At 33.9% G+C, this 26,578-nt stretch carries 39 protein-coding genes; 1 reads left to right on the top strand and 38 read right to left on the bottom strand.

Annotation, left to right across the window (positions count from 1 at the left end):
* The 26 genes from NSS80_RS10280 to NSS80_RS10405 form a co-directional block, all read right to left on the bottom strand.
* Positions 1-684 (bottom strand): 3D domain-containing protein, encoded by a 684-nt coding sequence (locus NSS80_RS10280; RefSeq protein WP_342498221.1) that lies wholly within the window; start codon positions 682-684, stop codon positions 1-3.
* Between the two features lie 7 nt (positions 685-691).
* Entirely contained in the window at positions 692-2,986 is a 2,295-nt protein-coding gene (locus tag NSS80_RS10285) for a DNA polymerase (protein ID WP_342498222.1), read from the bottom strand.
* Positions 2,987-3,001: 15 nt separating this feature from the next.
* A complete protein-coding gene (locus tag NSS80_RS10290) occupies positions 3,002-4,702 on the bottom strand; it encodes a DHH family phosphoesterase (RefSeq protein ID WP_342498223.1) in 1,701 nt (566 codons plus the stop codon).
* A gap of 10 nt (positions 4,703-4,712) precedes the next feature.
* Complete coding sequence (locus NSS80_RS10295; protein ID WP_342498224.1) at positions 4,713-5,771, bottom strand: DNA primase; 1,059 nt, start codon at positions 5,769-5,771, stop codon at positions 4,713-4,715.
* Positions 5,772-5,785: 14 nt separating this feature from the next.
* Entirely contained in the window at positions 5,786-7,309 is a 1,524-nt protein-coding gene (locus NSS80_RS10300; protein ID WP_342498225.1) for a replication protein, read from the bottom strand.
* 9 nt (positions 7,310-7,318) lie between these two features.
* Positions 7,319-7,936, bottom strand: coding sequence for a hypothetical protein (locus tag NSS80_RS10305; protein WP_342498226.1), 618 nt, complete (start codon positions 7,934-7,936; stop codon positions 7,319-7,321).
* Between the two features lie 39 nt (positions 7,937-7,975).
* Entirely contained in the window at positions 7,976-9,106 is a 1,131-nt protein-coding gene (locus tag NSS80_RS10310) for an AAA family ATPase (protein ID WP_342498227.1), read from the bottom strand.
* Positions 9,107-9,163: 57 nt separating this feature from the next.
* Positions 9,164-10,498: a hypothetical protein gene (locus NSS80_RS10315; protein WP_342498228.1), complete on the bottom strand. Its 1,335-nt coding sequence runs from the start codon at positions 10,496-10,498 to the stop codon at positions 9,164-9,166.
* 28 nt (positions 10,499-10,526) lie between these two features.
* Positions 10,527-10,838, bottom strand: coding sequence for a hypothetical protein (locus NSS80_RS10320; RefSeq protein ID WP_342498229.1), 312 nt, complete (start codon positions 10,836-10,838; stop codon positions 10,527-10,529).
* 392 nt (positions 10,839-11,230) lie between these two features.
* Positions 11,231-12,034, bottom strand: a complete 804-nt coding sequence (locus tag NSS80_RS10325; RefSeq protein ID WP_342498230.1) for a hypothetical protein — start codon at positions 12,032-12,034, stop codon at positions 11,231-11,233.
* Positions 12,035-12,162: 128 nt separating this feature from the next.
* Entirely contained in the window at positions 12,163-12,705 is a 543-nt protein-coding gene (locus NSS80_RS10330) for a guanylate kinase (protein ID WP_342498231.1), read from the bottom strand.
* Positions 12,698-13,090 carry a hypothetical protein gene (locus NSS80_RS10335; RefSeq protein ID WP_342498232.1) on the bottom strand — a complete coding sequence of 131 codons (393 nt, stop codon included), beginning with the start codon at positions 13,088-13,090 and terminating at the stop codon, positions 12,698-12,700. Before NSS80_RS10335 ends, NSS80_RS10330 begins: the two co-directional genes overlap by 8 nt.
* Positions 13,091-13,100: 10 nt before the next feature.
* The gene (locus tag NSS80_RS10340) at positions 13,101-13,814 is read right to left on the bottom strand and encodes a metallophosphoesterase family protein (RefSeq protein WP_342498233.1); all 714 of its coding nucleotides are present in this window, start codon (positions 13,812-13,814) and stop codon (positions 13,101-13,103) included.
* Positions 13,811-14,290, bottom strand: coding sequence for a hypothetical protein (locus tag NSS80_RS10345; protein ID WP_268417269.1), 480 nt, complete (start codon positions 14,288-14,290; stop codon positions 13,811-13,813). The genes NSS80_RS10340 and NSS80_RS10345 overlap by 4 nt, the downstream gene beginning before the upstream one ends.
* On the bottom strand, positions 14,287-15,003 hold the full coding sequence (locus NSS80_RS10350) for a hypothetical protein (protein WP_342498234.1): 717 nt from the start codon (positions 15,001-15,003) through the stop codon (positions 14,287-14,289). The genes NSS80_RS10345 and NSS80_RS10350 overlap by 4 nt, the downstream gene beginning before the upstream one ends.
* 143 nt (positions 15,004-15,146) lie before the next feature.
* Entirely contained in the window at positions 15,147-15,293 is a 147-nt protein-coding gene (locus NSS80_RS10355; RefSeq protein WP_167364618.1) for a hypothetical protein, read from the bottom strand.
* 11 nt (positions 15,294-15,304) lie between these two features.
* Positions 15,305-16,084: a hypothetical protein gene (locus tag NSS80_RS10360; RefSeq protein WP_342498235.1), complete on the bottom strand. Its 780-nt coding sequence runs from the start codon at positions 16,082-16,084 to the stop codon at positions 15,305-15,307.
* 149 nt (positions 16,085-16,233) lie between these two features.
* Positions 16,234-16,452 carry a hypothetical protein gene (locus NSS80_RS10365; protein ID WP_342498236.1) on the bottom strand — a complete coding sequence of 73 codons (219 nt, stop codon included), beginning with the start codon at positions 16,450-16,452 and terminating at the stop codon, positions 16,234-16,236.
* Between the two features lie 13 nt (positions 16,453-16,465).
* The gene (locus NSS80_RS10370) at positions 16,466-16,768 is read right to left on the bottom strand and encodes a hypothetical protein (protein WP_342498237.1); all 303 of its coding nucleotides are present in this window, start codon (positions 16,766-16,768) and stop codon (positions 16,466-16,468) included.
* Between the two features lie 17 nt (positions 16,769-16,785).
* Entirely contained in the window at positions 16,786-17,061 is a 276-nt protein-coding gene (locus NSS80_RS10375) for a hypothetical protein (RefSeq protein ID WP_342498238.1), read from the bottom strand.
* A complete protein-coding gene (locus NSS80_RS10380; protein WP_342498239.1) occupies positions 17,061-17,783 on the bottom strand; it encodes a hypothetical protein in 723 nt (240 codons plus the stop codon). The genes NSS80_RS10375 and NSS80_RS10380 overlap by 1 nt, the downstream gene beginning before the upstream one ends.
* On the bottom strand, positions 17,780-18,208 hold the full coding sequence (locus tag NSS80_RS10385) for a YopX family protein (protein WP_342498240.1): 429 nt from the start codon (positions 18,206-18,208) through the stop codon (positions 17,780-17,782). The genes NSS80_RS10380 and NSS80_RS10385 overlap by 4 nt, the downstream gene beginning before the upstream one ends.
* Positions 18,208-18,603 carry a hypothetical protein gene (locus NSS80_RS10390; RefSeq protein WP_342498241.1) on the bottom strand — a complete coding sequence of 132 codons (396 nt, stop codon included), beginning with the start codon at positions 18,601-18,603 and terminating at the stop codon, positions 18,208-18,210. Before NSS80_RS10390 ends, NSS80_RS10385 begins: the two co-directional genes overlap by 1 nt.
* Before the next feature lie 233 nt (positions 18,604-18,836).
* Positions 18,837-19,508 carry a hypothetical protein gene (locus NSS80_RS10395; protein ID WP_342498242.1) on the bottom strand — a complete coding sequence of 224 codons (672 nt, stop codon included), beginning with the start codon at positions 19,506-19,508 and terminating at the stop codon, positions 18,837-18,839.
* Between the two features lie 53 nt (positions 19,509-19,561).
* Positions 19,562-19,777 carry a hypothetical protein gene (locus NSS80_RS10400; RefSeq protein ID WP_342498243.1) on the bottom strand — a complete coding sequence of 72 codons (216 nt, stop codon included), beginning with the start codon at positions 19,775-19,777 and terminating at the stop codon, positions 19,562-19,564.
* A 22-nt stretch (positions 19,778-19,799) separates the two neighbouring features.
* Positions 19,800-19,970 (bottom strand): hypothetical protein, encoded by a 171-nt coding sequence (locus tag NSS80_RS10405; protein ID WP_342498244.1) that lies wholly within the window; start codon positions 19,968-19,970, stop codon positions 19,800-19,802.
* A 134-nt stretch (positions 19,971-20,104) separates the two neighbouring features.
* On the opposite strand from NSS80_RS10405, the gene NSS80_RS10410 reads away from it, so the two are divergent.
* The gene (locus NSS80_RS10410; RefSeq protein ID WP_342498245.1) at positions 20,105-20,917 is read left to right on the top strand and encodes an ATP-dependent DNA ligase; all 813 of its coding nucleotides are present in this window, start codon (positions 20,105-20,107) and stop codon (positions 20,915-20,917) included.
* Positions 20,918-20,988: 71 nt separating this feature from the next.
* Here the strand turns inward: NSS80_RS10410 and NSS80_RS10415 are convergent, their stop codons facing one another.
* The 12 genes from NSS80_RS10415 to NSS80_RS10470 form a co-directional block, all read right to left on the bottom strand.
* Positions 20,989-21,153, bottom strand: coding sequence for a hypothetical protein (locus NSS80_RS10415; RefSeq protein ID WP_167364616.1), 165 nt, complete (start codon positions 21,151-21,153; stop codon positions 20,989-20,991).
* A gap of 41 nt (positions 21,154-21,194) precedes the next feature.
* On the bottom strand, positions 21,195-21,455 hold the full coding sequence (locus NSS80_RS10420) for a hypothetical protein (protein ID WP_342498246.1): 261 nt from the start codon (positions 21,453-21,455) through the stop codon (positions 21,195-21,197).
* Between the two features lie 32 nt (positions 21,456-21,487).
* Positions 21,488-21,697 (bottom strand): hypothetical protein, encoded by a 210-nt coding sequence (locus tag NSS80_RS10425; RefSeq protein WP_342498247.1) that lies wholly within the window; start codon positions 21,695-21,697, stop codon positions 21,488-21,490.
* Between the two features lie 36 nt (positions 21,698-21,733).
* Positions 21,734-21,889, bottom strand: coding sequence for a hypothetical protein (locus NSS80_RS10430; RefSeq protein ID WP_342498248.1), 156 nt, complete (start codon positions 21,887-21,889; stop codon positions 21,734-21,736).
* Between the two features lie 26 nt (positions 21,890-21,915).
* On the bottom strand, positions 21,916-22,107 hold the full coding sequence (locus tag NSS80_RS10435; RefSeq protein WP_342498249.1) for a hypothetical protein: 192 nt from the start codon (positions 22,105-22,107) through the stop codon (positions 21,916-21,918).
* Between the two features lie 152 nt (positions 22,108-22,259).
* The gene (locus tag NSS80_RS10440) at positions 22,260-22,418 is read right to left on the bottom strand and encodes a hypothetical protein (RefSeq protein WP_342498250.1); all 159 of its coding nucleotides are present in this window, start codon (positions 22,416-22,418) and stop codon (positions 22,260-22,262) included.
* Between the two features lie 88 nt (positions 22,419-22,506).
* Positions 22,507-23,922 (bottom strand): toll/interleukin-1 receptor domain-containing protein, encoded by a 1,416-nt coding sequence (locus NSS80_RS10445; protein ID WP_342498251.1) that lies wholly within the window; start codon positions 23,920-23,922, stop codon positions 22,507-22,509.
* Positions 23,923-24,048: 126 nt separating this feature from the next.
* Complete coding sequence (gene rnhA, locus NSS80_RS10450) at positions 24,049-24,498, bottom strand: ribonuclease HI (protein WP_342498252.1); 450 nt, start codon at positions 24,496-24,498, stop codon at positions 24,049-24,051.
* Between the two features lie 17 nt (positions 24,499-24,515).
* Positions 24,516-25,712, bottom strand: coding sequence for an ATP-dependent RecD-like DNA helicase (locus tag NSS80_RS10455; RefSeq protein ID WP_342498253.1), 1,197 nt, complete (start codon positions 25,710-25,712; stop codon positions 24,516-24,518).
* On the bottom strand, positions 25,687-25,944 hold the full coding sequence (locus tag NSS80_RS10460; protein WP_342498254.1) for a hypothetical protein: 258 nt from the start codon (positions 25,942-25,944) through the stop codon (positions 25,687-25,689). The genes NSS80_RS10455 and NSS80_RS10460 overlap by 26 nt, the downstream gene beginning before the upstream one ends.
* Before the next feature lie 99 nt (positions 25,945-26,043).
* Positions 26,044-26,214: a hypothetical protein gene (locus NSS80_RS10465; protein WP_342498255.1), complete on the bottom strand. Its 171-nt coding sequence runs from the start codon at positions 26,212-26,214 to the stop codon at positions 26,044-26,046.
* Between the two features lie 130 nt (positions 26,215-26,344).
* The gene (locus NSS80_RS10470; protein WP_024428233.1) at positions 26,345-26,542 is read right to left on the bottom strand and encodes a hypothetical protein; all 198 of its coding nucleotides are present in this window, start codon (positions 26,540-26,542) and stop codon (positions 26,345-26,347) included.
* Between the last annotated feature and the right edge of the window lie 36 nt (positions 26,543-26,578).

Genomic DNA, 26,578 nt, shown 5'->3' on the forward strand with positions numbered 1-26,578 from the left:
TTATGTGTTATTTTTAATTTCTTTGACTGTTAGTGTTTGCCTGCCGAACTCTCTTGCCTTTTGAAGATTTTCAATGAAGACATCTAATCTATTTCCTTTTATGTCTCCACCTCTATCCTGACATACTCTTAGTCCAACACCTTCTATGTATAATTTTGTTCCAAATTTCATATATGGTGGACAAGCAATTGTAATGCCTTGCTTTGTAGTCACACCGCTTGCTGTTGTTCCATAGTCAGCGTGTCCTGGATGTTTACCTGTGCTTTCGTAACCATTTGTGTAAGCTGTAACAACCATTTTGCGTGTTTGACTCTTTTGTTCCACAGTTTTCTTTGTTTGCTTGACATTTTTATCTCCTTTCTTCTTTTTTTTAACTTTTTTAGTTTTCTCTTGAACTGGTTCAACTTTGATTTCCAGATATTTCCTTTGTAATTTCTCTGTTATTTCTTTTTTGCTATCTTGCTTTGGTAATGGTGTATGTAACTCGATATGTTTCGTTGGAAAATCTTCAGCTGCCTTTGTCTTATTTACCTTTTCGCTCGTGTTGTCCTTGATTAAACTCGTTTCCATCTTAATAAACGAGAATGTTAGCAGCCATCCTGTTAAAACTATTAATACCTTCGAGTTAACTTTATAATATATGTTATTTGTATTTTTGTCTACGAATTTTTTGATAATTCTCATCACTCCTTCATGCAATACATTCTACTTCTTTTTTATCTGCCCAAGTTGTATTAGTGATCTCTAGATCCACAACTACAGGTACCTGCATCCAATCTACATCTTCCATAATTCTCTTAATGTGAGGGAAAATCCATTCCTCTCCTTTGTAAATTAGAAATTGTAATTCGTCATGAATATTAGCTAGCGGCAATGATTTGCAATTATTTTCCCTTAAAAATTCCCCTATCTTTATTACATATGCTTTTAACATATCCGCACAAGAACCTTGCACAAGATAGTTTCCAACCTTATATGCCTTTTCCGTATTGCTTAGATAGTAAACACGTCCATACATGTTGGTGGCATGCTTATCCTTCTGTACCTTTTTAGCAACTTGTTTTTGGTAATGCGATACCTCAGGAAAAGTGTTTGACCACCCTGATACTAAAGCATTTGCAATTTCCATAGAAACTTCCAAAGCCTCAGAGGCTTTAGCAGCTCCTCCACCATAGTTCCTCATAAAATTAAACATTTTCCCTATGTATCTCCAAAACTTTTTAAATGATTTCTCATCGACTGGGGAATCTGACTTATGTATGTATTGTTTATATTTCTCTACACATTCAAACGCTAATGCGATAAGTGTGTTATGAGATGTTTCGCTATGGACATCAGTAGGAGTCCAACTTTCTCCGTCCTCTAAAAGCCACACAGAGCTACCATCTTCTTTCTTTTCAGACCATCTTATCCTGTCCTCTTTCCTCGTAAAACTGTACTCTTCTCCAGTTAAATAGTGGTTGCATTTAAATGGCATATAAGCTCTACAAAGGTTTAAATCAGGCCTATTTAGCAAGACTGTATAATTTGCCTGGGCTCGCAATTCTATTTGCGATAAATCAAAGTATGCAATTTGGTCGTAATCTCCTCCCTCTACAATAAAAGCTTTTCTTGGTGAGAAAATTTCAAAGCTTGAGGGTGCTTTTCCTTCACCATGTTCCTTTTCGTATTTTTCACCTTCTTCTGTCAGAATTCTCTCTTTAGGAAACTGTTGTGCATCGGAACCTAATCGACCGGATACGGTGTTGAATTGCCCATACTGAGTATAAAAATGCTCATCATATTGAGCTACTTCGATAATTCTAGAAATATACGTAGACTGCCATTTTTCTAATCTTCTTAGCCGAGTAATTAGTTGAGATAGCCTATCATCTTTATGCTTTTTTAAAAACGCTTTATCTGTAGTAGGAGGTCTTTCTCCTAACTTTTTTTCAAAATAATCCTGTATTACAGATGCTTGTGAAGCTGTAAAATTTTCTCCGACAATACTCCAGAGTTCTTCGTAATGACTCTGAATTTCATCTTCGCATTTTTTGAAGCATTCCTTTAAGTAGGGCATATCAACTTTCATCCCTACTCGTTCCATTCTCAATAATTCCATAATCAACTTATTTTCGTGCTCAAGTATCGCTTTCTGTTTTCGTTTTAAAACTGTAGGGTAAGTCATCTCGACTATTTCAAGAGTGTAGATTCCATCACTATGGACATATTCCATCATGATATTCCTGTCAACTTCTGAATAATTTGCAAAAGAATTTTCTTTTAACCAGTTTCGATAAAGCCTGTCTATTTCAGCAGGAATGGTGATCCATCGCTGCTTCCTTTCGGTTGTAAACTGATCCATATCATTTCTCTTTTTTACTTTATAAGCATCTTTAATTTTCCCGATACCCCAACCGATATCTTTATATGGCTTTAGTAATTCTTTTAAAAGGTTTCTTTTTTGATCGTTTATTCTTCTAAGTTCTTTTTTTACCTCCTTTTCAAATTCCGCTGCTCTAGGATCAATATATTTTTCAGAAACTTTTTTCAGCCCTAACATATCGCCTCCGTCTCTCGCAGAAACTGCATCAAATGTAAGTCTGCATAATCCCATAGTGTCTGTAATGTTAGTTAAATTGTATACCTCTTCTTCTTCTACTCCTCCATTAATTAACATATGTAAGTCATATTTTACGTTGTGCCCAACAGTCATAAGGCATTTTTTAGTCAATTGTAAAACTTGATGGAGTATTTCTTTATTTGAGTTAAAAGCAAAGCTTCTGCCCTCTAATCCTTCTTTCCTTTTCTCTTTTGGTAACTTATAAGCAAATACCCACATAAAAGGCTTGTCGTTAATAATATGCAACCCAGTGGTTTCAGAATCAATCACACATAACTTAGGTTGGTCTTTATCAAAAATCTTTTTGATTTCTTCAAAGTTCTCTACCCAGTGTTTTTCATATCTTTTAGTCACTTCTGTTTCGAGTTTTGGCTTTATGATCAAGAGCATTCCTCCTTTCTAAAACAGAAAACTATGAACCACTTTCAAGTCTACAATTTCAATATAGGGTTTATTATCGGCAGATAGCTTGCATTTCCCTATACAATTCAACACATAACTTTCGCTTTCATCTAACAGCTGAGGGAATTCATTTTTATAAAATTGCTTTTTGAACTCTGCCTGTGTTGAACTTATCTTCAGAGTAGTCGTTCTTTTTTTAATTAACTCTATTTCACTTCTGCTCACATGAATATCCGTGATTGCAACTAAAGGCTCTTCTAATTTGTAACCCCATAGTTCTCTTAGATTACCAATCTCTAAAATAAAATTCTCTTTAAGAAGTTTAAATGGAATTTCAAAATCGACATCAAGAACTGTCTTGTGTTCAATATCTTTTAACAAATCGTTAAGCGCTGTATTCATTTTATTAAAACTATTTTTTTTGATACAAAATCCAGCTGCATTCGCATGCCCTTCAACAAATTCAAATAGACCCGTTGATATCAGTAACTCTTTAAAGTTTTTAACTCCTCCTTTATCATATCCTCTTATTGAACCTATTAGAAACTCATCGTTTTGTGCATCCCTAGCAAGTAAAACTGGCCTTTTAAACCTATCAGCTAGTTTATTTGCGACTAAGCCTGTTAGGTTCTTTTCGAGAATACCTTCAATATTTACAGAGAGTATCTTGTTTTCTAACAAATTTTCTTGGTATATCTTTTGGACAATTTCATCAGTTGCTTTATCAACTAATCTCTTTTGTTTATTCTTTAAATTTGTTAGAACTCTTACAGTATCATCTTGAATTGAAATTGATTCTTCAACTGCAGATCCACGCTTTTTATATAGAACCTTTTCTCTTGAACCAAGAAATGATTTAATCAACTGGTCTTTTTCTTTTTTCGAACCTACTCTAATCGCAGCATTTATAAGTGGGTTGATATAGAATTGAGTATTCTGAATTGTTTTAACACCATTTGTTGAAAACTCCTGCTTTTTAAACAGCTTTTTCAAAAGTGGATTTTTAACACAATCTAATCCTTTTAATATGTAATATCTTGTTTCTAAATTTCTTGAATCTGCAGAATCGGCAATATTGCCAATCGCAACTAAATCAAGAAGCTCTTCAGCATAATTTTTTCCGAGCTTATCATCAAGAGCCTGGCATACTTTGTAAGCCATTCCAGCCCCCGTCAGTGACTTGTTTAAATAATTGGGTGAAAGCTGATTATTAACAACAATTGCATACTGCGACTCATCTTCACATTCATGATGGTCAATGACTAGTACATCACAGCCTCTTTCCTTAAGCTCCTTATGGATTTCGTATTGATTAGAACCCGCATCTGGAATTATCACTAAATCAGTGTTATCAGGTACTGTATCAAGAATAATTCCATGCTCTTTCCCTTCATGCATCCTATATGTTATTTTGGATTTCGGAAACATTTTCTTTATGTACTTTATTAAAATTATAGAAGAAGTGATGCCATCAGTATCACTATCAATTTGGATAAAAATATTACTATTTTTCTTCATATGTTCTATTAGCAATTCAGAAGCTTTATTTATGTTACATAATAAAGAATAAGGTTCCTCATTAACTGCTGTTGGGCTTAAAACAGAACTCATCTCAGAGCTATAAATACCTCTATTGCTTAGAATATTTTTGACGATATCTTGTTCAAAATCATTTTTTCCAATTAGCCTATATTCCAACATTTCACCTCTAAGAAATTTTATATTTATTTGAGTAAAGCTTATTCCAAACCGCTTTTCCTCGATCAGTAGGGGAGTCTTTGTCCTCTAGTAAAGATTCAGTATCATATATGCCGTATTTAACTCTTCCTTTAAGTTTATTCGCTTCTGCAAGTACAAAATCTGGCATCTTATCTTTATCAAAAGCAAATGTATAGGTTACATTTAAACCAAGTTCTTTTAACAAGTTTATCTGTTCTTCAGATAAAGTATCTCCTTCAATAGATACACAATTTTTATATCCCCACTGTGTTAAAAACATTGTTGTTTTGGCACCCTCAACAACAATTACTTCTTGATTTTCCTTTATGTGCGGTAGAGCCCTATGATAATTAAACAACTCTATTGATTTATTGCATGGAAGAACGTAAAGGTATTTATACTTTTCTTCAATTTTTGAATCCTGTCCACAATACCGCCCTTTAACTCCGATTAATTGTCCTGCGGCATTATGTATTGGAAAAGTCACTCTTTCTGATCTAATATCAAACCCAATTTCAAAATGTTTTTGAGTACTTAAAAATAGCCCACTTTTATACCAATCTAAATATGGCAGTATTCCAAATTGATTCTCATATGAAATCTCAATTGTTTTATTCTCCAAAGGAAGAGGAGTTTCATTCCTTTTGTTTTTTAAAGAAGTTAGCCATTTATTTAGATTTGGTCTTTGTTCTTTTAATGTAGTTTTGTAAAACTCATCTATGTATTCTAAATAACCATACTTCTTACATATCCAAAACTTACTTTTATTTAATGATTTTACTCTCTCTTCATCTGACTGAGCCTCAAATACTATGTAAGAAATAACATCATAAATATCTCCAGTTATCCCCTTAGATCTAATGTTAGCTGCAAGAGCAGATGTGTTTTTAATTTGCACGCTCCTCTCATTGTCACCATCAGGCAAACCAGCGACAATCAACTTTCCTTTTTGTTCGTTTTGAATGTTCCAGCACCCAATATCAGATAATATTTGCTTGATTAGACCCTCATCAAAAATACGCTCTTTAATTGCCTTAAGTTCAGACATATGTCATCTTCCTTTTAATGCGTTCCAATTCGTGGGACTTGAACTAATGCAACCTCTTTAAATGTATTTATTCCATAGCTAACTTCAAATAATATCTGCTCTTCTTCACTCCCAAATCGATTTTTAGCTAGAAATAAAACTAAGTATGTCTTTTTAGGATCAAGTTTGTAATCCTCTTTGTAATACGTACCATCGAACTCGTCTTTTTTGTAATTGTAAGGGTGCAATATGTATGGACTGTTTTTACCGTTAGCTGTTTTAGCTCCTGGGTATTCATCGTCATAAAGCAATCTTCCCATCATTACAACCGCAGCCACTTCATTTATCTCCATACTCTTCCCTGTTGCGTCTAAATCCAAGAACCTTGATTCCTTACCTAGCTTTAACTGTACAGTAGCCAAGGTGCCTACATTCTGATTATCTTCTTTAATTAAATCGTGTAGTTCTTGTGCTGAATCAGAAAACGCCTCCCATCGAGCTTTATCTTTTGAAGACCTATCTGGCTTAAAAGTATCGAGTATTAATTTTTTGTATCCTTTAGGTCTGTATAATTCAACTCTACTCAAAACATCTTCAATTCTATATTTCTTTAATTCAAGTGTTTTAATTAAGCCTTGTCCTTTTTCGACTGCCCATTCTTTAGCGTTGTTTAGTTTCTGGAGAGTATCTTTATCAAATTTGCCCTCGTACATCTTCTCTCTATTTAAGGGTGTCTTTAATATCTTTGAACAAATAGTAGCCAACAGGAGTGATCTCCATTTCTTAACACTCTCCTCATTAATGGCCAAGATTGCTTTTTCATGATTTTCAAATAAAGAAAGTATAAATTTTTCCATTGCAATCGAGCTTTTCCCAACCCCAGAAGCTAATACTAGATAATATAGAGAACCGTCTTTCCAGCCTTTTATTTTCCTACTAAGTCTTGGTGAGTCATGTAGTGGGATACCCATAGATTCGCCAGAATCCAATTCTTCAATGGTTTCAGTTAAATCGTCCACTAAGTCATGCTCGATAACTTCTCCTGCATTAACATGAGCAAACATTTCCTTTTGCTTAAATTGAATATACATCTGCAGCTGCTTTAAATTCATTCGAGTTAATTTAACTATTTGATCTTCATTACTTACATCAATTAAACCTATAGATTGCATATTTCTAAGCACTTCAAATTTTTGAATCTCAGATAAGTGATATTCTTCATTTTGAGTATCTTTCTGACACTCATTCATTATTTCTTCTACCGTTTGAAATGCACCGAAATCGTTATATGCATCAATATAGCTTTTTTTGTTTTTTTCTTTTGGTCTGGAGACAACGAATGAGTAAACTGTTTTATCATCGAAGTCACGAATCCCATTATCAAACATTTGGAGTCCGACAGTGTAGTAAAAATACCATGTTTGTTCTGTGAAGCTTTTGTTTGTTATTTTATGTGTCTTATACCTTTGATACAACGCAGGGTTCCTCCAAAGATATCCCACAAATAAAGCCTCATGCACCTGCGAAGGATCCACAAATTCAGCTAAGTGTTTTCCCATTAAACCCTCCTATAAAAATTCCGAGATATCCAAGACATCTTTTTTGTTATTGGTGTATTGTGTCGGTTCATCGATAGAATAGGAGGTCTGAGCAACTAAATTTTTATCAATAATCGCCTCTCTACGATTCATCACAATTTCTTTATTTGAAGTAGCGCCAATTGAATCGTTAATGTTGTTTATAACAATTGCAAACACATATGAAAACTCATTCCACTTTGCAGCGAAAACCATGTTACTTATAGTTTCGTTTATGTAGGTTTCATTGACCTCGTATGTATATAAAATGTCTCTAAAAGGTACTCCTTCTTTATACCTTTTAATTTTTTTCTTATTAAACACTACTGTTCCGTTTCTAAGATCTTGGATTTTCTCCATCATTCGTCCATCAAGAGTATCAATTTTGTGTAACTTCTTAAGATATGTAAACAATTCATCTAATTCTTTTAATTCTTTTTCTTTAAATGCTTCATTCTTCTTATATTCTTCGTCACATATTAAATGTACATATTTTCTAGCCATCTTCTCAGAACCGTTTTTGTTAAACTTACCCGTTGGTTTTGAATAACACTTCATTTGCATATGGTCATTTTTCAAACCACAGAATCTACATTTATAGCCTTTCATACAGTCACCTCTTGTACATTGAAGAGGGGATATCCCCTCTTAATTTAAGAATGATCTAACAATTTCAAGAGCTTTGTTCAATTCTTCAACAGTTTTAAGCTGTTTATAGTTACCTTCACCGAATGCCTCTTTAAATCTTTCTGATAGCTCAAGTTTCTTATCCCGCTGAATATCTGAAACAAGAGAATTAATCTCTTCAAGAATTTTATTAGGGTCGGGTTCGTTTACTTTATCTACAAACTCTTTAGCCTTCTCTTCTCTAACTTGATCTTCTTCACTTTTGAGTTCTTTAATTGATTTAGTAGTTTTTTTAAGTTGACCTTTGACCGCATTCTCAAAGACTTCTAAGTAGTTTTCTACACCGTACGGAACCTTCTCAGGGAGATCTGTAAATCTCCCTCCTCCAATTCCGATATAACTTGAAGGGAGGAAGTACATGTACGCTTCTGTAGAATGAAACTTAGCTGCTTGTTCTTTGCCACTTTTAGTTTTTAAGTTCTCTTCAAGTTCATTTCCGTTCTTATCCATCACTTTTACTTCATTATGCAGAGTGCACATTAAATCAACTTGAGATTCAAAGATATCGGCTCCTGTTTTACTCATCTTCAATTCAATTGAGTTGTATTTAAGATCATCTCTGGTAGTAGTTTCTTTTTCTTTAGTCCAAGCCAACCAAATGATGCCGTATCCTGCATTTTTCAAAAAATCTAATTGATCCCAAACTTCTTTCTTTAATAGCATGTAGCCGTTCAGTCCCTTAACATTTTCAGAGACTTCCTGAAGTGTTTTCATTTTTTTTGCGTACTTTTGGTTTAATTTCTTCAAAATGTAATCTGTGGCCATATCCATCATTCTATCTGCTGTATCAATTCCAAGAACCTTTGTTACTCTGCCATTTTTTGCTTCATCGAGCAGCCCTTTTACTACTTCACCTTTAAAGAATTCCCAATCATAGTCATGCATAGGAATAACTGAATCTAACTCCCAAGTGTTATATCCTGGCTCAAAAGCTAATAGAAGTCCTGCATCTGGATCTCCTGGATAAAAATTTTCAATTAACTCTTTATACAATCTCGTTTTTCCTGATTTATAGCCCCCAGCAATCCCAAGCATATAGGATTGCAAATCGACTTTAGGTACAATGTTCTTAACTGTTTTTCTGAAACTCATATAATTCCCGACCTCTCTTTATATGTAATTTGTATTTTATTTTCTTATGTATTTAAATTAAAATGGGAGATCGTCGTCTGAAACTGAAACATTAGAGAAAGGATCTTGTTCATCTGACTCTCCTGTGATCTCTTCTTCAGTAAGCAATCCTTTTACATATGTCCCTGCAAATACATTCTGAATTTCTAGACCCTTTTTTGTCCCAGATGAAACTTGTTCATAGGATTTCACTTTTTCTGCAACATCAGCAAACGGATTGTCTTCTTCTGGTTCTTCGACCTCGACTGTAGCAAATTCGGCTCTGTTGTTATCGATGCCATGTACTACAAGAAAATCCAATCTGTTTAAGTTAGCAAAAGCTTCGGCAATCGATCTTTTCCCTTCCTCTGGTTCTCTGTGAAATACAGTTAATTCAACGTCATATACTGCACTTCTTTCTTTACCATAACCGAGAAATGCAGCATTCACCTTCGTATCTTTAGAATCTTCAGGTTGATAAACGCTCTTAATGCCGATTTGCATTTCAAATTCATTGATTTCAATAAAATTCTCTGATTTAAAGTCTCTGATATATGGAATATACTCATATGAACCATCTTCTTTGTTAATTCTAATTGAACTTTCTACATTATTAATGACTTTAATTCGATCGGATTCACTAACATTTTCGTTATATGTGGCTTTGGCTCTTTTACCTTCTTCCCCATTACTTAATTTAGTAATAAAGATATCTCCGCCTTCTGGCGAAAGCCACCCTACATTGATTTTAATGACTTCTTCTTTTGCTTTACCATAACCAAGTAATGTCCCATTTTCTTCTGAATCATATACTCTGTACTCATCACCCGAATTAACATTGTTGATTTCAACTTGCCCATTCTTTAATGGATAAACTTGTTTAATTGTTCTCTTAACTACATTTACTGTTTCGCCTTCATCGTTCTGAAACGAACTAAATTCATACACTCCTCTTACATCAACCCACATACCAGGTTTAATAAGTTCAGCTAGTTCATCACATAAGTCCCAATCGGTCGCAATTACTTTATAAGATTCGTCTGGAAACTTGGTTTTGTCGAATCTATGTTCCCACTCTAGTTTAAAAGACTTTTTATGTTTAGAGCTATAAGGATAAACAAAAGACTGTTCCATTCCAGCAAGCTCGACTTTTAGCTCATTTCTATTAGCTGTTTCTACAATAAACTGAACTACTTTACGATCTTTGCCTGTTTTCGTTTGCGTTAATTCAGAAATCGCTGCTTCTACCCAACTATCAGTTGCATCGTCCTTTTTCATAACAGGTTTTACTTTACCTACAAATCTGAAAAAATTGCTAAATTCTTTACCTTCATGATTTTTATTGATTTTAATATCACTTTTCTTTTTTGCCATAAGTATAGTTAAATCTCCTTTATGTATGTTATTTGTCATTTAATTGGTTTTCAATTGCCTGGAATACACTATCCTCTAAGCGTTTTTCGATTCTTAGTTTGTGAGGCAGATTAATAACTTCTACAATCTTTCCCCACCTCACTTTAATCATTAAATTGCCATAAAGATAAACCTTGCCCAGCAGCCCTTGTTTAATAATTCTATCAGGCTCTCTTTCCTTTAAGCAGATAATGTGTCGATTAAGTTTCTTTTGAATCTTCTCGTCAGAGAATTTACTTCGTCCTTTAACTGTCTTTCTGTATGTATCAGCAGCTGTTTTACTTACTTTCAATAGCTTCATATGCTCACCTCCTCTTTAACTGTAACTCTATAATATATGTAATTTGTATTTTAGTCAATACTTTTTGTATGTTATTTTTAAATTAAAATGACAGTTTTATTTAGAATTAAAAAAGAACGGCTTAAGCCGCTCTCCTCTTACTAATTTTGTTTAGATGTTTTTGAAATGAGATAATTAATCAATGTTATTACCAAGTAAAACAATGTTCCATAAAATACACCATTAAACAAGCTCACACCAATAAATTTGCTTATTAGCACCACATAGTATGATGCTGGTGTTCCAGGGAACACGGCCATGTTAAAAAGACAAATCATGAGCGTTAAAAAAAAGCATATTGAAAACACAACACGAAACAATTTTGATTTTAACATTGTCATTTTTAATTTCTCCTATAATCGATTTCCGTAGAATGAAACTTTCCCTTTGTTGTTGCAGTGGATTTCATTACTAATATGCCACTCTTCCATTATAAGGTCAAACCCTCCAACTGAAAAGCCTGTTGTAAAGTTCCCTTGAGCGTAGGCTACTGCTTTACCACTCACTTTCTTTGTTCCTTTTTTCCAGTTTTCGGCTTTCCAAGTAGATGTTTGCCCTCTTTTATAATAAGCATCTGTTTGAGTTGCTCTTGGTTCTTTACCTCCATAAACAAAATATGCAGAGTTATATACCTTAAACAATTGCAATCCGAACATGTTCTTAGCTCTGTACGTAAATTCGTACTCTTTAGAAGTGGCTTTCGTTGAAACTTCACCATTCTTAGCTTTCTTTTCTCCAGCATAAGTAATGAAATAAGTTGGAGAATCAGTGAAAATAACTTTGATTCCGTTGCCGATTTCATGTGCTTCAAATTCATCGGCTGATACATTCTTTTCTATGTACTTGCCAATATCAAAACTGTCTCCAGATTTAATTCCTGGCAACAGGTTGCGTTTCTTCTCGTAGTAACTACCTAAAACATCATCACTCAATTTATTTTCTGAATAATATTCTGCAGCAATTTCACTTGCTTCTTCTTCATTCTTCGGTGCTGCATCTTTTAAGTACTCCAAAAAGCTTTCTTGTGAGTTTTTAATCTCTTTAATAGCATCCTCATACTTTGTTTCACTTATACTTGTTGCAGAAGCAGAACCACTAATCAAGATTGAAAACAACATAACAAAGCTAACAATTGTAAATATAGATTTTTTAAACAAATAATCACTCCTTTTTTTAATTCAATTGCAATGATAGCACTTACAATTGTTAAATCAAGGGTAAAATGGAAAAATCACAAAATCTGAGACCTTGTGACTAATCATTTTCTTCATATTCAGTTCCTATTTCATATAGAAGGCATCTCAGCTTCTATGATACTCTTTAAAACCTTTATTGATTCTTTAAATTTCCCTGCATTATTCCTTACTACATAATCATAGTATTTCTTATTTTCTATTTCATGATGGTATGACCTCAATCTCTGTTCAACTTTTTCCAATGCATCTCCTCTTTTAATCATCTGATTGTACGCTTGATCATAAGGTGTATATAAAAACACCGTGACACAGTTAGAATATATCTTTTTGATCTGCTTCATCCCATGATAATCAACAATGACAAATGCATCACCTCTATATAACTTATTTTCAAATTCTTCTTGATCAATTCCATAATAGTTACCACTGTATTCAACTTGTTCAATTAGTTTACCCTGTTCCTTTAACTCTTCAAATTTTTCAAGACTGATAAATTTATAGTCTACGCCATCAATTTCACCTTGTCTCGGCTTCCTGGTCGTAAATGATACTATTTCATTACTCATGACTTGACGCATTAGACTTGTTTTACCGCCGCCGCTATGACCTGATAACGCTATGAGTTTATTCATTACTTGCTGTAACCTCACTCCAATTCCACATATCCATTGTTCTCAGTTCAAAACCTGCTGGATACTTTTTCATCTCAAGACGAACTTTATAACGCTTACCCGAATTCTTATTTTTGACGCTTAATTCTTCCTTATTGAAGAATCTTACAATAGCTTGGTTGAACTCGATTGGCCGTTCAACCACATACCCATGCTTAAAAGCTGCAACAAAGCTTTCTGGCTTTTCTTTATAGAAATTGTAAATCTCATCAGCATACTCAGGGCTTTTATCTTTCATTACATCAAATTGAACTAAACCCAAATATAGATGTTTATCTGAATAGCCAAGATTTTTCTTAAAGTATTCAACTGCCTCGTGAATCTGTGGACTTAAAACAACCGTCATACAATCACCTCTATACTTTATATTTTTCTAGAATCTGTCCTTTTTTATCGATCACTATGCCATTAAGCTGGCCCTTAAAAACTGCGCCACCATCAATGCCTATGTATGATCTGCATTTACTCATCCAAATATCATCACTATCATGAATATGTCTAACTGGGGTATGTCCAAAAATGACTGTCTTTCCTGTTTCATTTGGATGGTTCCAATGACCTCTAGTCCATAGGAAATCTTTCTCAACGGATTTTCTCCAGTCACTTAAATGAGGATTAATCCCCGCATGTACAAAAAGCGTATCTCCAAATTCATAAAACAGAGGTAACTGCTTAAGAAATTGAATTTCCTTATTGGACACTTGCAACATCTTATTAGCTCTCTCTTCATAACTGTGGAAATATAATGGGAAACTATAATGTGTGAAGCTTTCGCATGTTCTGTTCCCACCATTATTAAAGTACCAATCGCCTGTTTCATAATCTTTTTCTGATAAGAAAATCGAGAGCATTTCTTCATGATTCCCTTTTAGAACAACAACCTGATCATTGTAAGTTTTCTGTAGATCCATGGCCATTTGAACGACCTCTAGCGAGTGTTCTCCTCTATCAATTAGATCACCAAGGATAACCAGGTTTTCTTCATCGTGTTTCCAATATTGAAGTAGCTGTTTAAACTTAGCCAATTCACCATGTATATCGCTTAAAACGAATGTTTTATCGTATTTCATTTTATTCCCCTTAACTTAATTATCACTGATTTTTGATAGTTTCTCGGTTTGCTCCATCCAAAATTATCAATGAATTCTTCCACTTCCAAATCTTTAATATTTTTTAAAACATCGATAACCTTTAATTGAAAATCAATACTTTTCCCAAATTTACTATGAGCTATTTTGCCTTTTTTATTTTTAAAATATCTACTGAAATTGAAATTTGCCATACATTCCTCTGCAATATAGTTTTCATCAACAAAAGTTGCAACAATAAAATGATGTTCATCAGTTGGATATCTTACTACATAATTAACAATAGCTTTTGTAAAGATTTTAATGGCTTTATCCTTTGTGAGTTTATTTACAGTTATACGATATCTTCTGTTGTATAAGTTCATCTCTAACTTTGCCAATGGGTCTAAGATTTTAATTATACAATTCTTAGTTTTTCTTTTTGCGTTGCTCAATTTATATTTTACTTTAATACTCACTCGCCATCACCCACTCTCGAATCGTCAATTGCTTTTGGATTCGTAGCATTAGATCTTAAATATCGAACAGCTGCGTCCAAGTATGTATAAGTTCCATCTCCTCTAACATCATAAATTTTATCATCTTCAATAAGACCAACCTTAAATCTGTATTTTTCACCGCAACAATCGGCAGCTTCTATGATGTCACCCACACGAACATCTGTCGGCTGCGGGACGTTCAAGTATTCCGACGGCACTTCGAGTCCTAACGCACGTCTTAACGCAATAGCCTTCCCGATATGAACGTTGAAGCAGTCACTAGGGACGCATTTGGCGATTCCTTTACTCTTAATATGTCCGTACATTTTTGATTTTCGTAAGGCTACAACAGTTCTTTTTTCAGCGTTTACGATAAAATCGGTATCTACAATGTAGTCTTTATAGTAGAGTACCCTAACGTCTTCCTTCGCCTGCGCAACGATCTCATCCCGTTTCTGCTGATCGGACTTTTCATAAGTACCATGCACCGCCTCAATTTCCACATCAAAACGTCCTTGATCGTAGCCTAGCTTATATGAACGTGTTCTTATCGCCTTCATCACGGCTTCGCTTAGCGCAATTAATTCGTCATAGTCCATTTCGTCTAGGTTCGGTGCGGGCGTGTGTTCTCCGACGATGACTTCATATTCGTAATGATAAATAAAACGATTAACTTCGCCCCTAACACCCATACCGTCTGTACTTCTTACGATAAATACATCGCCCCTCTTAAAGCGTCCAAATGAGAAGGCGTCTTCCGTAATTAAAATCTGCTCGCCTACGTTTGCCTTACGTTTCTCCGTCTTATACTTAGTTCCAGTCAATTCAATCCCCCTCAATAAATTTGCTTTCTTTTTAATTTAATATCCTTTTCCATTCCACGATGCTCAATATTACTTAAAAGGTGTTTCAATTTCTCATTTTCGATTCTTAACATTCTGTTATCTGCTTGTAATTTGTTAATTAATGCTTCAGCGTTCAACACTTCTCCTCCTAATAAAGTTCAGGTGAGTTAGACTTAATCTCTCTAAAACCCAGCCCTTTTAAATGTTCTTCCCAAACTTTAAATATCTTGTCTATTTCAGGCTTTAACTCTCTCTTTTTTTTCCTTGTTTCATGATTCCTTTTAATTTCTTTGTGACTAGATTTAATTCCATCTTCATAGTTTTTAATCAATTGTGTAAGTATATTTATGTATTCTTTCTTTTTAAATGGATGAACCAGCAAGGTAGAACTTTGTTTTGCTATATAACTAACTGGATTCTTAATAAATCGATTGTTGTCTTTTAAAAGTCCAATTAGAGGTCTTTTTAAAATTTCGGTGTACCGGTTAATAGTAGCTTCAGACTCTCGAATTCCACTTTCAAGGTCTTGATTCATTCTCTCGTAATACTTTTCTGAAGACCATTCAACTGTTCGGCCGTATGTTTTTGATTCCCAATTTACTCTAAGAACACTGCCTTTATCGCTTATAATTGTGAAGGGGTTTAAGTTTGCAGTAGATATTTTGACACTACATCCATCGTATATGCTTCCAACATAGTCATTAAGAAGCTGCAAAACTTCTTGTCTTATATTTATTGAAAACTTTCTCTTTGCTTCCTTGTCTAAAGCATTAAATAAATTCTTTTGGGCAATGGTTAGACTTGCTAAGTATGTATTTAGGTTGCTTAAAACATTGTCTTTTTCCTTGAGAATGGTTGAATATGCATTACACAAGTAATCTAAATCAGCTTGTTTATTTAATGTGGCCTGCTTTAATTCACTTAACATTAGATTCCTCACTTTCGTTAAAAGGTTGTTTTTATCTAAAAATATAAATAATGCAAATCCCTACTACGATTGTGATTACACTCAGGTTAATCAATGTAATCAGTATTAATTGCTGCCTTTTCCACTTTTCCATTTTATTAGAGGTTGTTTCAAGACTTCTCTCCAATTTCAATAGTGATTTTTCTATCGACTTCACATTTAACCTCCTTAATGATTTCAATCGCTTTATCCAGAGGCAATCGTTTTAGATAACATTGATAACCAAGTTCAAGAGTGTGCACAGTACCTTCGCTCAAGGCCTTATCTCGTTGTATTTCCTCTAGTGTTTTACCGTTTTTCCTCATTTTCAAATACACTTCAATTGTCATTTTCATTCCCCTTTCAATCCCCAGCTTTTATGAATTCCAGCAAAACAGACATCGGTTCAATATCGTACTCTTCATCTTCAGAAGAAACTTTGTTCCAAACGTGCATTGTGGCTTCCTTGTCTCTTCCGTTAATTTTTGTGTGTATTTTTAATGGCTCTGACCCGTGTAAATCCTCTTTTGATGCTAGATCATTAGAATGATCCTTTATGTGTTGGTCAAAGCATTTTTGGGCATTCTCGATGTATAAGAAGAAGTTTTCTTCTATCGGTAGTCCCCCATAAAAAAGTTGAACACGAATAATATCATGTGATTTCATTTTACTTCCTCCTTCTTTTACTTCTCAATATCCATTTCTGTCATGCCACAGTCTGCACAGCATTCAAAGTCAGGTATCTGCAAGTGGTCTTCTCCCAATGGCGAAATATAGCTCATTTCCATGTTTTTGTGTTCACATGACTCCTGACGTTTCTTATGTTCAATTTCTGCTTCTCTTTGTATAACAACTGAACAATACTTAGTTTCATGTAACTTAGCACCATGCGGCGTAAGAAGACGTTTTCCACACTGTTCACATTGATAGAGTGTTTGATTCAACAATACTTTTGCCATCAGTCACCCTCCGCTTTCAACCTAATGCCTACCGTTAATGCGTCTTGATAAACAAGGCTTGCACTCATTGCGTGATGTTTTACAGCATCTGTGTTACTGCTCCAATCAGCATAATTCCCCGCCATTGCTTCATATTTTTGTGAGATATGATAGTCATATCGTTTTTGAAAAGTTTGCTCTTTTTCCTTCCGTACCGTTCCCTCCTTTTTAATCTCCACACTCTCCCAATCAAATTCTTGTAGGATCTCCCACAATTTAGCGACTTTCGCTGCTCTCCATGCTGTCATTGCGTAAGTGTGTGCTTCACTAGTGTAATGATGACTGTTCGCCTTAATATGTTTTTTGGCTTCTTCTTTTGTGATAAAGAATGTGTTGTCCTTTTTTATATGTACTTTTTTCTCAGGAAAGAGTTCTGCTCCTTCATCTTCGTATTTTTGTATCCATTCTAAAATTTCATCGTAGTCATTGTTGCATTCATCCAGTTCCTTTAATTGATCACCACTAAATTCTCCGTCTTCTTTTGCATTTTCAATGTAATCTTTTACAGGATAAGATTCTGCTGCATTAGGTAAGTAAACAGAATATCGCTCAGCGTTTCCTCCATTTGCTTCAACCCACTTATAGTCACCTACAACCCAAAATCGTGGTGCAGCCTGACAATCAACATCCTGTGTTTTCAATTCTTGTTGCAATCTTCTTAGAAATTGAATAGCTTCGTTCATATCGTTTCCACCAATAGATCAGGATTTTTATAAATGTTGCCGATGACTGAATATCTTTTCACAGAAGGATCGCATTCGCTTTTCAACCAGCTTAATGCATTCATTTCGCAGTCAATCCACGGCAACAAATCAAATGCAGGATAATTGTCATCAGCCCTAAATTTAACTTCTCCAATATAGTAAGGGAGTTCTGAAAAGGCTTCGTCATAAGTGATTAAGATGACATCCCCCTCATAAATTTCATTTCCTTCTGAATCTATCAATCCAGTAAACAAGTTCCGTGCAATCAATTCGTAATCGGTCTCATTGAAGCATGGCGACAGCTTTTGTGCTGACCGCTCTTCTAGTTGCCTGATTAAGTATCTTCTGATCTCGATGTTTCCTGAAAAACGATGCTTGAAAATATATCTGATAACAATATCCATCATGCCTCCTCCTTTGCTAGTTGTTCATTTGGTAATACCGACAGGTCATAACCTGATTCAATAAAACTAACGCTCAATTCTCTATTAACATCATTTCCCAAGTGAGTATAAACCTTGTCCATTTCTTCTTTAGAGAAGTTAGTCCCTAAAAACTCATTGAATATTTGAAGCACTCTCTTTTGCCAGTAGTGACTTACTCCTTTGCAACTTGGTCGAGATAGCCAAGCTAAAACCTTACATTTTAAATCAAGTTCTGTTTTAACATCCTCTAATCTAAAATAAATATTTTTGGTTGGAACTAAGATCAACTCATTATTTTGATTAATAAATACTTTTGGGGATACTTTCTCAGTGATTTCTATGAGCCTATTTAATTCAGTTTTTACGCTCGTCATTTCGTTTCCTCCTAAGCTGCTAGGCTTCTATATATTTGTAATCATTCCGTAATTTTCTTTTAATCTATTCGCCATCATAATTTGCTAATATAAGCATTAAAGGCGGTGTATGTATTGACGAAGAGCTTATTAGCTAGTTCTCTTGCAACAGTGGTTTTTCTTCTACTTTTGCAATTAGCAGTATCTATATTGCAGAGTGGTTGAAATCACTCTTTCTCTTTAAAAAATTACTTTTATTGAGTTTTATTTAAAAAATCACAATAACTTTGACACTCATCAACAGTTTTGAAAAACGTATTATAATTATTCAATTGATCAAACTTCATCTCTATGTTATAAATATTTTCGGCTCGAATTTTATCATCATAAGAGAAATACTCATCACGATCACTCCCGTTCTTTCTGTAAAAAGCATTTACATATTGATGGCCACCTGAGTTCACAAGTGAAAAAGAATAGCGTATGTATTCTTCTGGGATATAAACTCTTTTTTTAATAGAACAAGAGCAATTTTCAAATGCTTTATTGCCAAGTGGCGTAACATATTCTATTTGCCTATTTTCATTACACTGAGAACACTTATCTTGGGCTACTTCTGATGGGTAAGCTTTGTACATAATAACTTCAGAACCATTCATAAGTTCTGAGAGTCTTTTGTTCTTCAACTCCCTTTCCATGTTGTGGCGTTCCCTGTCTAACCTTCTTGATTTCTCTTTGTATTCTTTTTCAATAGTATCTAAATTCTCTCTTACTACTTGGAGTTCTTTGTTTTCCTTCTTCAGTTGCTCCATTTCACTCAAATATTCTTGTTTTACTGATTTCAACAAACTTTCCTTAAATTCATTGATTTGTTTTTCAAACTCATTTGGCTCATTGTAAAATTCATCCTCATAAAAATAGTCCATTTCAATCCTCCTTGATTTATATGAAATCTCTGTTTTGTCCCATTTGATATATGTTATTTTTTAATTAATCCACCGTGATCCTCTTCAATATGTACCATCCATTGCTCGTATAACTCATCGTACCAAGCGTTGCTAACCGCAGTGTAAACACCGATGCCTTCTTCATGCAGCATTTTAAATATTTGGCCACTTTTTAAGTTTTCAAATGACTGTTCAATCCACGTTCCTTCGATATACACCTGCACTTGTTCAGTTCCAACTACAGACATTGCATCACCCGTTTCTTATTTATTAAAATAGATTTTTTATTGGCTTATCGGCTTTTTTATTATCCAAGGTATTTACAAACCTTACAATTTCATTGATTTTACTAACTATTTCTTTATTATTTGGCAATCTGCTAATCTCAATTCCATCTTCAGTGCTTTTAATTATCACTCTTTTAAGTGGTTTTATAGACATTGCATCACTTCCTTTTTAATTTTTCGTATTATTCATAATCGCTAATGCATATACAATCCCAGTAAGTACCACTGCCCTTTCGCTTTATATAACACCATCTCTTAGTTAATATGATATATGTAGGAGGTGATATTTTGTTCGTATCGCCAATGTTATTGCATTCGATCAAAGAACCATTCGATGACGATAGTTATATTGCAGAGCTTAAATTTGATGGAATAAGACTCATTCTTTCCAAATTTAATGATCAGATAAAGCTATTCACCCGACATAACAACGAAGTAACAAGCAAATTCCCAGAACTCTTGGATTTAGATATCCCAAATGGTACAGTTCTCGATGGTGAAGTTATTGTAGCTGCTCGAGATGGCGCTTCTGATTTTGAGGCTATAATGGAACGCTTTATGTCCAAAAAATCAGATCATAGTATTGTTTACTGTGTCTTTGATATTATTTTTAAAGATGGATATTCTATTGCAGTTAAACCGCTCAGTAAGCGTAAGAACCTTCTTTATTCACTTGAACTGAATCACCCTAATGTCTTTGTGATCTCAGGAATTCAAGGTGACGGGCTATCTTACTTTAACCTGATCAAAGAAAAGGGCTTAGAGGGAATCGTACTCAAAAGAGCTGACTCTCCTTATGAAATAAATAAACGGTCTCATAATTGGCTTAAAGTCATTAATTATGAATACACCGAAGTTCTCATTACGGGCTATACAAAGAAAGATGTAAAATTCCTTCTTTCCTATCCAGATGGATCATCAGCTGGATTTATGGAATTTATGCCACGTGAAGAACGAAGTAAATTCCACTCTATGAAACAAGTAAAATCTGAATCTGACAAATATGTATTTATAGATCCTATTGTATGTAAGGTTAAGCACAGATTTAAGACTAAGCACGGCAAACTCCGTATACCATCCTTCGAATCATGGAGAGCTTGATCTCTCCGTTACATAACCCCTTAGCCACTTGTTAATAAAACCTTTATATGGATACTGCTTGAATTTATTGTTTATTTATCAGATGAAAATGGGCTGTTGCATTCGTCATCAAAAATCCAAATATTACTATCATCGATACGAATATTTACATTAGCCCAACCTTTCCCATCAGTATATAAAAGCATTTTATCCTTATCTTCTTCCGAAACTCTTTTCAATAAGTCATTTAAAGTCATATCAGCTGTCCTCCATTTATAATTTATTTAAAAACTATCTTTTATCTAATGCCAAAACTTCGCATAGCCTTTTTTTCCCCTAATGATTTATAACCCCATTCTTCCTCTTGCAGCCTCTCTTCTTCGTTGCGCATCATTTTAATACAAGATTGGCACGATTTTTTCCCTCCGCCATATTTATACCCAACATGACCGCCATGAATTGAGTGAAAGGCTTGCATTTCCCCACAAAACGAGCAGTGTATAGGCTTATCAATAAAATCCCCTTGTTCGCTCTTTAACTTTCGGCTTCTAAACGCCATAGTTTTGATACACCCCCTCTCTACCCCTAGCTTTATTTAAATACAACCCACTCTTCATATAAATCATCTACATTCAATAATAAAGAATTATTCTCCCAATCAACATGAATAATAACGGCATAGCGATTTTTATATGTAATTTCTAGTCCTAGCAGTTCAGTTTCTAACTCAATTAGTTGCTCTTTTAACCCTTCAATTTTTTCTTGCGTGGTTTTTAATAGATTTAAGACATAAGAATTCATTTTCTTCCCTCTTTCAGATTAAAATCACGATTTCATCTAAACTGATAAACCAGAGTGTCGATCATTCATCATGATTTTAATCAATTTGCTATTTCTCATTTCTTCTTTCTCTTTAAGAATGGCCTCCTCATTCGCTGCCAGCTTCATTTTCAACTTAACGTTTTCTTTAATCAATTTTTTCATATTGCTCATATGTATTATCTCCCTCAAGATGTGTGTTATTTATATTCAAACAATATCCCTTCATCAGTCTTTGGTATCTGTGAGCACTCATTTGAATTTGGTTTATAACCAACATAAATGAATTCTTTATCCTCGTTTAGGATTTCGTATTCCTTGTTCTTTTTAAACACTGGGTTGTTAGGATTCTCCGCAAAAGCAACATCCTTTTTAAAAATTACCTTGTCCATGTCTTTCACCATCCTTCTTGTATTGTTTATAGGCTATATATGACTTCCAGCTGCAGTTATCAAAGATGCTTATGTCTGCTTTATGGTGCATCTTATACCAGAAAAGATTAAACTTCGCTGTTTGATATACAAAATATATGTAATTTATCATTTTAATTGCTAACAGATACATCCCCTTTAATGATTTTTTTGATATCCTCAATCCTCCATACAACATCAACTACATCAAATTTGTAGTCATCTACATCTGTATAACGAAATTGATCAGCTGCTTTATCTAAATAATCTAAAGCTCTTTCATTCCTAGACATGTACATCGCCCCTTCAAATTCCTTTGAAATCCTTTTATTCAATTTTGTTTTGGGCGTCAATTAAAAAATTATTAATTGACGCCTATTTTTATACCTTAGTCGCTATTTCTTCTGTCCTGATAAATCGCACTGGGGTAGGTGCTTTATCAAATGCATTTTGAAAACCTACCGAATCACCAAATCCCGCAATCCTATCTCTCAACTCTTCTATCGACTTCAAACCAAATACACTAAGAACACTCTCCGCATATTTCTCTGACTTTAATTTGCTATAAAACTTAATATTAGGAAGGTTATATTTATTATAAACATAAGTTACAGGAAACCAGTAATTCCTAGGATGCCTTATACGCAATAAATGAAACAGCAGTAGATCAGTGTTAATTAATTCCTGTTTTAATTTCTTCGATCTTTGGATTAATACGTCTGCATGGTAGCTTATTTTATTTAATTTTAATTTTGAGTTTAGTGACTCTAACGAAGGCAGATAAAATCTGAACTCATATAAATTTGACAGTCTCCCTTCTCTTAAATCGTATTCTCCATCTAAAAGATCGGTAATTATATTGAATTTTCTATATTTAAACAGGAACAAAAATGTGTGTAAGACTATTTCATGCAACAAAAACTTAAATTGATCAAGCTGGCTTTCATAAGAATACTGTATACCTGGTGGATTGTGTGTGAAAACAAACATTCTTTCAAATAATTCAACAAAAATTTCTGAGTCTAGTCTATCCGATTCTATTAATATCTTTAAGAACTCTATAAAATCATCTCTTAATGGAAGTGATTTATCAATTTTATCTTTAACTAATTCATCAAGCATACTAGCATCTTGAATCGAATCATTTGAGATTTGCAACTCATTTAGACATTCAATAAAAGCATCAATGAACTCTTCTGAAAGAAATTCAATTCTAGATGGATTATTTTCTAAAGCACTTTTCATTTTTCTCAACACTGTATTAGTTTCATAGTGATCGATTTCATTTTCGAATAAAAATGCAGGCGGTTTCCCCAGTGCAGGTTCCCTGTATTGGGGAGCATTATATAAATTTCTAATTAGCAATTCCAGATTTTCTTCATATTGCTCTGTGTTAGATAGATCAATATACATTCTTGTTTTAATAAATGTGGGAATATAATCGTTACCGGACATATCTCTTTCACTTATTATGGGTATGAATTTTTCTTGCTTAACATCTTCGAAAACACTTGGAGTGATTATTTGAGTCTCATTTCCAACTCCTCCAACTCTATTGTTTGCTTTATCCATATAGCTCTTATCGCAAATAATGAGAACCTTATCGACTGTATCCGATTGTATTTGCTCCATGAACCAATGTTTATCATGTCCTACTTTGAGATGCCAAACATCTAAAATCACTTCGATTCCAGAGCTTTTTAAACGTTTTGCTAATTCTAGTACCCATTCCTGATGTTTTTTTGAAGTCCAACTATAAGATATAAAAACTTTTGGCATTTTTAATGGTTCTTCCAAAATCGATCCCTCCATATTTTATAAGCACTCTAAATAATTTTAACATAAAATTTTACAATAATTTCTCATTTTCAGTATAATAGAATTAAAAGTTGAAAACACAGTTTAAAATGCATCTTTTATTTACTATTCAAGCTCATCCATTGCTTGGTTGGCCAACTCATCCGCTTTTTCGTTTCCAGCATCTCCACTATGTCCTTTAACTTTTAAGAATGTGACTGACACTTGATTCTTAACAAGATCGTTTAATTCCATCCAAAGCTCTTTGTTTTCAACGGGTTTCTTGTTTGATTTACGCCAATTGTTTTTAATCCAATTCTTCACCCAGCTATTCATGCCATTAACCACATATGCAGAATCAGCATAGACTTCAATATGTATGTTATTTGTTTTTATGTACTTTAAAGCTTCAATTGCACCTGTCAGTTCCATCACATTGTTAGTTGTATTTAGCTTGCCGCCTTTCAATTCAATTTCTTTCCCTTTATATGATAAGACTGCTCCCCAGCCACCAACATTTGTTTCATTTTGATTTCCTCTGCAACCGCCATCAGTGTACACAATTACTTTTTCCATAATTCTCTCCTCCTTAATTAAACAACAAGTATGAGTCTTTCAGCTGCTCTAGTGATAGCTGTATAAAGCCATCTATGATGCGTTTCGTGATTTAATACTTCATTTATTACAACAACATTGTCCCACTGAGATCCTTGAGATTTATGACAAGTGATTGCGTATCCGAAATCAAAACGATTGTAATCTGACTCTTCCCATGGAAGCATTTTAAATGTGGGATTGGTTAATGATTCATTGGGAATATAAAGCTCTTTAAAACACTCTTCAGTAAAATCTGGTCTAAAATCAACAACCGTAGATTCATGCTTTTGTTCTTTCTGAATCTCATCTTCCTCATACACCTTATCAACATAACCAGTCATTCCATTCACTAATGCATAGTCACTCACAGCTTTCTCCCAATCATTTTTCAAGCAAATCATCTTATCCCCCACCATAGGATATTTAGATTCAAAGCCTAGCAGCTCTCTAATTTCATCATTGATGTATGACCTTGTTTTGTTATATCCACAAATGATTTGATCAGCAGTTTTATATAATCTGTTTTTATGTGCTTCCCATGTTACTTTATCAATGACAACAACTTCTTTGTTCTCTCCATATGTACCAGGTGCAATAGCTTGTTTTGTCCTTGCCATCATAGACAATTTGATAATAGGGTTTTCAGCTGCTTGTCTATGAATCTCAGTAAGAGTGAAATCTGGATTGTTGAACATAGACATGAAATCTTCAATTCCATTTTGTGATACTGGAGGAAGTTGACCTGTATCACCAATAAACAAAATTTTAATACCAAACGATTTTAGGTCTTTCATTATCTTCCCATCCACCATTGAAGCTTCATCAATCACAATCAGTTTTAAATGAGATAACTCATCCTTAGATTTTTTCTCAGAATGTAGGTCGCCATTTCTATCTGTTCTCACGTTGTAAATAAGTTTATGTATTGTACTAGCTGCATACTTTCCATTTGCTTTTCTTGTTACTACCAAGGACGCTTTGCCTGTATAACAAGCAAAAGCCACTTCACTATCTTTCATTTGTAATTTTTTAATTATGTACTCAACCAATGTTGTTTTTCCTGTACCAGCATACCCTGCCAGGAAAAATGATTTCTTTTTTGAATCCTTAAACCATTCTTCAATAATTCTTACAGCTTCCTGTTGCATCTCTGATAACTCAAATTTCTTAGTCGATATACTCTCCTCCTTCATAATGTTCTACAATTACTTTCCCCTTATTTACAAAGAACTGTTCACCATTATCTAAATGAATCCAGAACGCTTTCTCTGGCTCTTCACGATAGTCATAGATAGAATATATCTTAGCGCCCAAGAAGCCCTCCACACTGTCTCCAATGGAATATGAGACTCCTTCATCAATAAATCTAATTGACTTAATCAATGTATCCCTGCTTTCAGCTTCACCATTTTTAATGTGAAACATTTCAATATCACTCTTTTAAATATGTGTAATTTGTATTTTTAATTTCGAATAAATGATCCTTTAAGATATAACATTCGCCTCCTAGAGTCTAAATAAAACTTACATTTTATCTTCTTTTATTGCTGCTTCATATATGTAGAGCAATTCATAACCGTACTCTATTATTGAATGAATATCACCAATTGCTTCAGTCTTACCTTCTTTCAAATTTCTTTTGAAATTTAAAATCGAACTTTCAATCTTTTCTAATTTTGATTCTAAAATTCCCACCAAAACTCCTTCCGTCGATAATGTATGTAATTTGTATTTTAATAGTACGATAACTTTACTTTCCTTGTCAATAGATAATTGTTTTTTTTTGTTTTATTTATTTACATAAAAATAAGAGCACATTATGCTCTTATGACAGCTTAAAAATTGTTTCATTAATTTTATCCCTCAGCTGTATCAAGTCTGAGGGATTCATTGTTATCGCAATATTATTGTTTTTCCCCGATAATACAAGCTCAAAGGCGATTTCCATGTCACTTAGTTTGTCCACATTGATTTTTAGATTAATATCCTGGTAGTCTTTTCTCTTAATAATGACATTTGCCATATTTAGCTATCTTCTTTCCAATCCGAAAGCAAGCTG

The sequence above is a fragment of the Bacillus sp. FSL M8-0350 genome (assembly GCF_038593345.1).
Lineage (GTDB): Bacteria > Bacillota > Bacilli > Bacillales > Bacillaceae > Bacillus > Bacillus safensis.

Coding starts and splice junctions, on each gene's coding strand:
- NSS80_RS10280 (WP_342498221.1), bottom strand. CDS start 684: ATGAGAATTATCAAAAAATTCGTAGACAAAAATACAAATAACATATAT.
- NSS80_RS10295 (WP_342498224.1), bottom strand. CDS start 5,771: ATGTCTGAACTTAAGGCAATTAAAGAGCGTATTTTTGATGAGGGTCTA.
- NSS80_RS10300 (WP_342498225.1), bottom strand. CDS start 7,309: ATGGGAAAACACTTAGCTGAATTTGTGGATCCTTCGCAGGTGCATGAG.
- NSS80_RS10305 (WP_342498226.1), bottom strand. CDS start 7,936: ATGAAAGGCTATAAATGTAGATTCTGTGGTTTGAAAAATGACCATATG.
- NSS80_RS10310 (WP_342498227.1), bottom strand. CDS start 9,106: ATGAGTTTCAGAAAAACAGTTAAGAACATTGTACCTAAAGTCGATTTG.
- NSS80_RS10315 (WP_342498228.1), bottom strand. CDS start 10,498: ATGGCAAAAAAGAAAAGTGATATTAAAATCAATAAAAATCATGAAGGT.
- NSS80_RS10320 (WP_342498229.1), bottom strand. CDS start 10,838: ATGAAGCTATTGAAAGTAAGTAAAACAGCTGCTGATACATACAGAAAG.
- NSS80_RS10330 (WP_342498231.1), bottom strand. CDS start 12,705: ATGAATAAACTCATAGCGTTATCAGGTCATAGCGGCGGCGGTAAAACA.
- NSS80_RS10335 (WP_342498232.1), bottom strand. CDS start 13,090: ATGACGGTTGTTTTAAGTCCACAGATTCACGAGGCAGTTGAATACTTT.
- NSS80_RS10340 (WP_342498233.1), bottom strand. CDS start 13,814: ATGAAATACGATAAAACATTCGTTTTAAGCGATATACATGGTGAATTG.
- NSS80_RS10350 (WP_342498234.1), bottom strand. CDS start 15,003: ATGGGTGTTAGGGGCGAAGTTAATCGTTTTATTTATCATTACGAATAT.
- NSS80_RS10360 (WP_342498235.1), bottom strand. CDS start 16,084: ATGTTAAGTGAATTAAAGCAGGCCACATTAAATAAACAAGCTGATTTA.
- NSS80_RS10365 (WP_342498236.1), bottom strand. CDS start 16,452: ATGACAATTGAAGTGTATTTGAAAATGAGGAAAAACGGTAAAACACTA.
- NSS80_RS10370 (WP_342498237.1), bottom strand. CDS start 16,768: ATGAAATCACATGATATTATTCGTGTTCAACTTTTTTATGGGGGACTA.
- NSS80_RS10375 (WP_342498238.1), bottom strand. CDS start 17,061: ATGGCAAAAGTATTGTTGAATCAAACACTCTATCAATGTGAACAGTGT.
- NSS80_RS10380 (WP_342498239.1), bottom strand. CDS start 17,783: ATGAACGAAGCTATTCAATTTCTAAGAAGATTGCAACAAGAATTGAAA.
- NSS80_RS10385 (WP_342498240.1), bottom strand. CDS start 18,208: ATGGATATTGTTATCAGATATATTTTCAAGCATCGTTTTTCAGGAAAC.
- NSS80_RS10390 (WP_342498241.1), bottom strand. CDS start 18,603: ATGACGAGCGTAAAAACTGAATTAAATAGGCTCATAGAAATCACTGAG.
- NSS80_RS10395 (WP_342498242.1), bottom strand. CDS start 19,508: ATGGACTATTTTTATGAGGATGAATTTTACAATGAGCCAAATGAGTTT.
- NSS80_RS10400 (WP_342498243.1), bottom strand. CDS start 19,777: ATGTCTGTAGTTGGAACTGAACAAGTGCAGGTGTATATCGAAGGAACG.
- NSS80_RS10405 (WP_342498244.1), bottom strand. CDS start 19,970: ATGTCTATAAAACCACTTAAAAGAGTGATAATTAAAAGCACTGAAGAT.
- NSS80_RS10415 (WP_167364616.1), bottom strand. CDS start 21,153: ATGACTTTAAATGACTTATTGAAAAGAGTTTCGGAAGAAGATAAGGAT.
- NSS80_RS10420 (WP_342498246.1), bottom strand. CDS start 21,455: ATGGCGTTTAGAAGCCGAAAGTTAAAGAGCGAACAAGGGGATTTTATT.
- NSS80_RS10425 (WP_342498247.1), bottom strand. CDS start 21,697: ATGAATTCTTATGTCTTAAATCTATTAAAAACCACGCAAGAAAAAATT.
- NSS80_RS10430 (WP_342498248.1), bottom strand. CDS start 21,889: ATGAGCAATATGAAAAAATTGATTAAAGAAAACGTTAAGTTGAAAATG.
- NSS80_RS10435 (WP_342498249.1), bottom strand. CDS start 22,107: ATGGACAAGGTAATTTTTAAAAAGGATGTTGCTTTTGCGGAGAATCCT.
- NSS80_RS10440 (WP_342498250.1), bottom strand. CDS start 22,418: ATGTCTAGGAATGAAAGAGCTTTAGATTATTTAGATAAAGCAGCTGAT.
- rnhA (WP_342498252.1), bottom strand. CDS start 24,498: ATGGAAAAAGTAATTGTGTACACTGATGGCGGTTGCAGAGGAAATCAA.
- NSS80_RS10455 (WP_342498253.1), bottom strand. CDS start 25,712: ATGAAGGAGGAGAGTATATCGACTAAGAAATTTGAGTTATCAGAGATG.
- NSS80_RS10460 (WP_342498254.1), bottom strand. CDS start 25,944: ATGTTTCACATTAAAAATGGTGAAGCTGAAAGCAGGGATACATTGATT.
- NSS80_RS10470 (WP_024428233.1), bottom strand. CDS start 26,542: ATGGCAAATGTCATTATTAAGAGAAAAGACTACCAGGATATTAATCTA.